Source organism: Acidovorax sp. HMWF018, from assembly GCF_003061035.1.
In the GTDB taxonomy this organism is placed as follows: domain Bacteria; phylum Pseudomonadota; class Gammaproteobacteria; order Burkholderiales; family Burkholderiaceae_C; genus Acidovorax; species Acidovorax delafieldii.
In genome coordinates, this window is sequence record NZ_QAIM01000098.1 from 1 (window position 1) to 6,394 (window position 6,394).

Below are 6,394 nucleotides of genomic sequence, written 5' to 3' on the forward strand. Positions count from 1 at the left end.
GCGTGGTGGACCCGGCCGACGCCCAAGGTTTCATCGCCGCAGCCCAGACCCGCCAGTGGGAGCGTGAACCCAAAGTGCGCACCCTGGCCTGAAGCCCCACCTTTTCGTTCACCCCACCACCCCAAGGAGCCCCCATGCCCAAAAGCCACTACGACAGCCATCAACTCGACGACCTCGTCCTGCAGATGATGGAGACCGAACTCGGCGGCGAACAGGTGTACCGCACCGCCCTCACCTGCGCCATCAACCCCGACCTGAAGAAGGAATGGCAAGGTTATCTGGAAGAAACGCTGGCGCACCAGAACGTGGTGCGCGGTGTCTGCGATGCGCTGGGCCTGGACCCTTATACGCAGTCGCCCACGCGGGCCGTGGTCAAGCACATTGGCACGTCCCTGGTGCAGGCCATGCAGCTGGCCAAAAAGTCTGGCAGCCCCGACGCCGCACAGCTGGTGGCCTGCGAATGTGTGGTGCACGCGGAGACCAAGGACCACGCCAACTGGGAGCTGCTGGGCCAGGTCGCCAAGGTGGCCACGGGCGATGTGGGCCACACCCTCAAGGTAGCGCACAAGGCCGTGGAAAAAGACGAGGACCACCACCTGTACCACACCAAAGGCTGGTGCCGCGAGCTGGCCATTCAGGCCCTGGGCATGCCCGCCGTGCTGCCCCCGCCCGAGGAGGTCAAGAACGTGGAGACCGCCATTGGCGCATCGCGCGCCGAGCAGCAGCGCACGGCCATGCTGTGACCGGGTTGCGGGGCTGCACGACGACAGGCCCCGTGGCAGCAAACGCTCCTAAAAATATAGCTGCAAGCGCTTTATGTACTAGCGCCTGCAGCTATTTTTGCTTGATTTCCATGCAAAACATGCTTCTCAGGCCAAGGGCGGGGTCTCCTGCGGCAACTCTGCAGCGCCGGGGGCTTCGGCCAATGTGGCCAGCCCTTTGCCGCTGCGCTTGCTGGTGTACAGCGCCCGGTCAGCACGGTCCATGAGCGCGGGCATGGATTCCACAGCAGGGCCCTGGAACAAGGCGACCCCAACGCTTGCGCCGGTCAGCACGTGTTGGCCACTGTCGAGTCCAATGGGCGCCACCAGCGCTGCCAGCACCTTGTGGGCCAGTTCCATGGCGGCCTCCGGGGACGCCACAGCGTTCAGCACCAGTGCAAATTCGTCGCCGCCCAGGCGGGCGGCGGTGTCATTGGCACGGGCCAGCCCGGCCAGACGCTGCGCCACACGCACCAGCACCTGATCGCCACTGCCGTGCCCCAGACTGTCATTGACCGCCTTGAAACCATCCAGGTCCACCAGTAACAACGCGCCCGCACGGTGGTCACGGTAGGCCGTCAGCACCGCCTGCGACAAGCGGTCTTCAAACAGGCGCCGGTTGGGCAGCCCCGTCAGGCGGTCATGGCTGGCCAGCGCCAGCACCTGCTGGTGGGCGCGCACCAGCCGAGCGCTCAACAGCCCCAGCACCAGCGCGAACGCGTAGGCCAGCATCACCACCAGCGCGGGTGCACGGCCTGCAGCCCCCCACCCGCCCGTGGGGACCGCGCCCAGGATCCAGCTGCCGCCACCCGGCAAGGGCACATCGAGCGTGGCCGGCTCCTCGTCGAACAACTGAGGGCGGCCGATGAACACCGCGCCCTGCGCGCCCATGGCGTCCAGGCCACGTGCCGCCACCTGAAAACCCATCTGGTCCGAGTTCAGGCCCACGTCGGCGAACAGGGTGTCGGCATTGACGGTGAGCGACACGATGCCCCAGTAACGGGGCCCACCCACCGGTGCACGCCCCGGCGGATGCGCCAGAAACACCGGCGTGCGGCTGATGATGCCGAGCCCGCCTTGCACCAGCGGAATGGGACCTGCAACGACGGTGCGGCGGGTCTGGATGGCCCGCTCCACCGCACCACGCTGCTGCGGGTTGTCCAGGTACCGCAGGCCAATCGCTCGCTCATTGCCCACGCGCGGGTACACATCGCTGATGACGTTGTCGGGCGCCAGAGCCAGGTTGCGGATATTGCGCTGGTGCTCCAGCAGGCGGCCCACCACGGTGGCAAAGATGTCGGGCGACATGCTGCCTTGTGCGGCAATGAAGGCGGACACCGTTTCGGGCACCGACAGCGTGCTCTGCAATTGCCTGTCCAGGCGGTCGCGGATCTGCAGCAGGTGGCTTTGCGCCTGCGCAGCAATCTCGGCCCGCGCCTTGGTGTGAGAGATGTCGATGACCACCCAGGCCAGCAAGGCGGCCAGCATGCTGCTGCACACACCCACCGCGAGGGGCAGGTACCGGTGATGGATCCAGTTCGAAGGAAGGCGGCTGGTGGGCATGAATGAGGTCCGGGATGGGTGCCGGATGGTGCCATGGTCTGTGCAGACCGGCCAGCACCGACTGCGCTGGGGCTGGCCGCTTTGGAGACACCCCGGCCGGTCGGTGAGACGGCCCCTTGTGGCCACAGCCCCACGGCACGGACAGCACGTACCACACGCACCGCTGTTAATGCGAACGCGGGCTGGGGTCAGGCGGCTTCGCAGCAGCCCTCGCCCGTCCTTTACTGCGCTACAAACCCGCTGGTCTTGATGATGCGCGTCCAGGCTTCGGTGTAGGCCTTTTCGCGCGTGGCCAGCTGCTGGGGCGACATGTAGCCCACTGTGAGGCCCATGGCGGTGAGGTGTTCGCGCACATCAGGCTGGGCCACGACCTTGGCCAGCGCGTTCGAGAAGTCGGTGATGAACTTTTGCGGCGTGCCGGTGGGTGCGTAGATGCCGTAGTACGGCAGGTCTTCAAAGCCCTTGAGGCCCATCTCGTCGAACGTGGGCACGTCGGGCATGGAAGCCTGGCGCTTGGTGCCCAGCACGCCCACCACGCGCACCTTGCCGGCCTTGTGGTTTTCCATGAAGTCCTGCACCGAGGCCACGCCCGCGCTGATCTGGTTGCCCAGCATGTCAGCCATCATGGGGGCGCTGCCCCGGTACGGTGCCGAGACCAGGTCCAGCTGGTACTTTTGCCCCACCAGCTTGACCAGGAACTCTGGAGTGGACGCTGGCGCAGGAATACCCACCGCGCCCTTGCTGCCACCGGCCGTCTTGACCCACTGCACGTATTCGGTGAACGACTTGGCCGGCGTGCCGCCCGACACGGCAAACGCATTCACAAACGTGGCAAAACCGCCCACCGCCACAAAGTCGCGCGCGGGTTCGTAGCCGGGGTTCTTCACCACCTGGGGCAGGATGGAGATGGTGTGGTCGTGCGTGAGGAACAGCGTGGTGCCGTCGGGCGCCGAGGCCTTGAGTGCCTGCGCGGCAATCTGGCCGCCCGCGCCGGGGCGGTTTTCGACCACCACAGGCTGGCCCAGCTCATCCTTGAGCTTCTCGGACAGCGTGCGCGCAATGGCGTCCGTACCGCCGCCGGGCGGAAAACCCACAAGCAGGCGGATGGGCTTGGCCTGCTGGGCGGACGCCAGGCCCACGGCCAATGCGGCCCCCACAAAGGCACCCGTGCGCACAAGGCGGGACAGCAGATTACGGCGGGAAGTCATTGTCATGGTGGAACTCGTTGATTTGAATGGTGTGGCTGCGGGGCGCGACCGTACAACAAGCACGGTTCAGGCCAGCGGCAGCCGCGCAAGGGCCGCCCCGCCGCGCTGGCTGCGTCTCCCTTCCCGAATTGCACAGCAATTCGAGAGAAGGGGGATGGCGCGCAGCGCCTCAGGGGGTTGACTCATTTTTCCAGGCGGGCGCGGTGGCGCGCCAGCTGGGCACGCACCTGCGCCGGGGCCGTGCCGCCCAGCGTGTTGCGGGCGTTGAGCGAGCCGCGCAGGCTCAGGCACTCGTACACATCCTTTTCGATGGCGGGGTGAAAGCCCTGCAGCACGGTCAGGGGCAGCTCCGACAGGTCACACGCATGGGTGGTGGCAGCCTTCACGGCGTGGGCCACCGTCTCGTGCGCATCGCGGAAGGGCAGGCCCTTCTTGACCAGGTAGTCGGCCAGGTCGGTGGCCGTGGCATAGCCCTTGAGTGCGGCCTGCTCCATGGCCTGGGCGTTGACGGTGATGCCGCCCTCTTTCTTGCCCGTGGCGGGGTTCAACTGGCCGCCGACCATCTCGGCAAAGATACGCAGCGTGTCCTTGAGCGTGTCCACGGTGTCGAACAGCGGTTCTTTGTCTTCCTGGTTGTCCTTGTTGTAGGCCAGGGGCTGGCCCTTCATCAGCGTGATCAGGCCCATCAGGTGACCGACCACGCGGCCCGTCTTGCCGCGCGCGAGTTCGGGCACGTCGGGGTTTTTCTTCTGCGGCATGATCGACGAACCGGTGGTGAAGCGGTCGGCGATCTTGATGAAGCCGAAGTTCTGGCTCATCCAGATGATGAGTTCTTCGGACAGGCGGCTCACGTGCACCATGCACAGGCTGGCGGCAGCGGTGAATTCGATGGCGAAGTCGCGGTCGCTCACGGCGTCCAGACTGTTCTGGCACACCACGGGGGAGCCGTTCGCATCCACCATGCCCAGCGTCTTGGCCACGCGCTCGCGGTCCAGCGGGTAGGTGGTGCCGGCCAGGGCCGCGCTGCCCAGGGGTAGCACGTTGGTGCGGCGGCGCACGTCGGCCATACGCTCGGCGTCGCGCTTGAACATCTCCACGTAGGCCAGCATGTGGTGGCCAAAGCTCACGGGCTGGGCCACCTGCAGGTGGGTGAAGCCGGGCAGGATCACCTCGACGTTCTGCTCGGCCACATCGACCAGCGACACCTGCAGCTCTTTGAGCAGGTCGCCGATCAGGTCGATCTCGCCGCGCAGCCACAGGCGCACGTCGGTGGCCACCTGGTCGTTGCGGCTGCGGCCGGTGTGCAGTCGCTTGCCAGCGTCGCCCACCAGCTGCGTCAGGCGGGCTTCGATGTTCAGGTGCACGTCTTCCAGGTCCAGCTTCCACTCGAAGGCGCCGGACTCGATTTCCGACGTGATCTGGGCCATGCCGCGCTGGATGGAGGCGTGGTCTTCGGCACTGATGATGCCCTGTGCGGCCAGCATTTCGGCATGCGCCAGGCTGCCTGCAATGTCGGCCTGCCACAGGCGCTTGTCGAAGAAAACGCTGGAGGTGTAGCGCTTGACCAGGTCGCTCATGGGCTCGGAAAACAGCGCCGACCAGGCCTGGGCCTTGGTGTCAAGCTGGTTGTAGGACGGCGCAGAGTCGGCGCTGGTGGCTTGGGCTTTGGACATAAGGAGGGCAATAATCCGGTGGTTCAGACACCCGGACTGTCCGGATGCCGCAATGCAAAACACCCAAATTTTATCGACCCAGCCCCCGCCGCCGGATTCCGCCCTGCCAGACAGGCCTGCGCGCAGCGTGCGGGCCGCTGCGGGCGCCGGGCCGGGCGGGCAGCCGCCACGTGGGCGGGCCCTGGTGTTCGATGCCTGCCAGGTCGGTGTGGTGCTGCGGGCCGTGCTGTTTGTGGAGGTGGTGGTGGGCGTGGGTGCCATGTATGGCGCCGGCAGCCCCGTCGAATGGCTGGCCAGCCTGGCACTGCTGACCGGCGGCGCGCTGCCGGCCACGCTAGTGTGGCTGATCACGGCCTGCAGCCTCAAGACGGTGCTGCAGCGCCTGTCCACCGCGCAGCAATATGCCGCCGGGGTGCTGCTGGGGGCCGTGGCCGGTGCCTATGCCTGCGCCATGCTGGCGCTGGTGGGCCTGTCGGCATCGCCCCCCTGGCTGGCCAGCGCCGCCACCGGCGCATTGCTGGCAGCCATGCTGGTGGCTGCGCTGGTGCTGCGTGCCCGGGGCCGCACCCCGGCCGCCACCACGGCGCGCCTGACAGAGCTGCAATCGCGCATCCGCCCGCATTTTTTGTTCAACACACTCAACAGCGCCATTGCGCTGGTGCGTGAGGAGCCGGCCAAGGCCGAGTCGCTGCTCGAAGACCTGTCGGACCTGTTCCGCGTGGCCCTCATCGAGCAGGGCGAATCGACCACGCTGGCCGAGGAGATCACCCTGGCGCGCCGCTACCTGGGCATTGAGCAGGTGCGCTTTGGCAAGCGCCTGCAGGTGCAGTGGAACCTGGACCCACGCACCGACAGCGCGCGCCTGCCGCCGCTGCTGCTGCAGCCGCTGGTGGAAAACGCCGTCAAACATGGCGTGGAGCCCAGCGCCCGGGGCGGCAAGCTGCGCGTGCTGACCGAGCTGCGCGGCACCCGCGTGGTGGTACGCATCACCAACACCCTGCCCCCCAAAGAGGGCAAAACCGGCAAACACGACGAGCCCAGCACGCGGGGCCATGGCATCGCACTGGCCAACGTGCGCGCGCGGCTGGCCTTGCTGCATGACGTGCAGGGCGAATTCACCGCTGGCGTGCAGGACGGGCTGTACCAGGTGCGCATCACCCTGCCCGCCGCCGACCCCTCCCCTGCCGCC

5 protein-coding genes are annotated in these 6,394 nt (G+C 67.1%); 2 read left to right on the forward strand and 3 right to left on the reverse strand.

Translation table 11 applies throughout. From position 1 onward, the window contains the following. Positions 1-134: 134 nt before the first annotated feature. Entirely contained in the window at positions 135-743 is a 609-nt protein-coding gene (locus DBR23_RS03455) for a hypothetical protein (RefSeq protein WP_108497329.1), read from the forward strand. A gap of 126 nt (positions 744-869) precedes the next feature. Here the strand turns inward: DBR23_RS03455 and DBR23_RS03460 are convergent, their stop codons facing one another. From DBR23_RS03460 to argH, 3 genes are all read right to left on the reverse strand, one after another. Next, complete coding sequence (locus tag DBR23_RS03460) at positions 870-2,324, reverse strand: diguanylate cyclase domain-containing protein (RefSeq protein ID WP_108497330.1); 1,455 nt, start codon at positions 2,322-2,324, stop codon at positions 870-872. A 221-nt stretch (positions 2,325-2,545) separates the two neighbouring features. After that, entirely contained in the window at positions 2,546-3,538 is a 993-nt protein-coding gene (locus DBR23_RS03465) for a Bug family tripartite tricarboxylate transporter substrate binding protein (protein WP_056061186.1), read from the reverse strand. A gap of 176 nt (positions 3,539-3,714) precedes the next feature. After that, on the reverse strand, positions 3,715-5,205 hold the full coding sequence (argH, locus tag DBR23_RS03475; protein WP_108497331.1) for an argininosuccinate lyase: 1,491 nt from the start codon (positions 5,203-5,205) through the stop codon (positions 3,715-3,717). A gap of 52 nt (positions 5,206-5,257) precedes the next feature. Between argH and DBR23_RS03480 the strand changes: the two genes are divergently transcribed. Further along, a partial coding sequence (locus DBR23_RS03480; protein ID WP_108497332.1) for a sensor histidine kinase occupies positions 5,258-6,394 on the forward strand: 1,137 nt, incomplete at its 3' end.

Excerpts from the sequence above, each read along its gene's own strand:
- DBR23_RS03465 (WP_056061186.1), bottom strand. The coding sequence starts at position 3,538 with ATGACAATGACTTCCCGCCGTAATCTGCTGTCCCGCCTTGTGCGCACG.
- DBR23_RS03460 (WP_108497330.1), bottom strand. The coding sequence starts at position 2,324 with ATGCCCACCAGCCGCCTTCCTTCGAACTGGATCCATCACCGGTACCTG.
- argH (WP_108497331.1), bottom strand. The coding sequence starts at position 5,205 with ATGTCCAAAGCCCAAGCCACCAGCGCCGACTCTGCGCCGTCCTACAAC.
- DBR23_RS03455 (WP_108497329.1), top strand. The coding sequence starts at position 135 with ATGCCCAAAAGCCACTACGACAGCCATCAACTCGACGACCTCGTCCTG.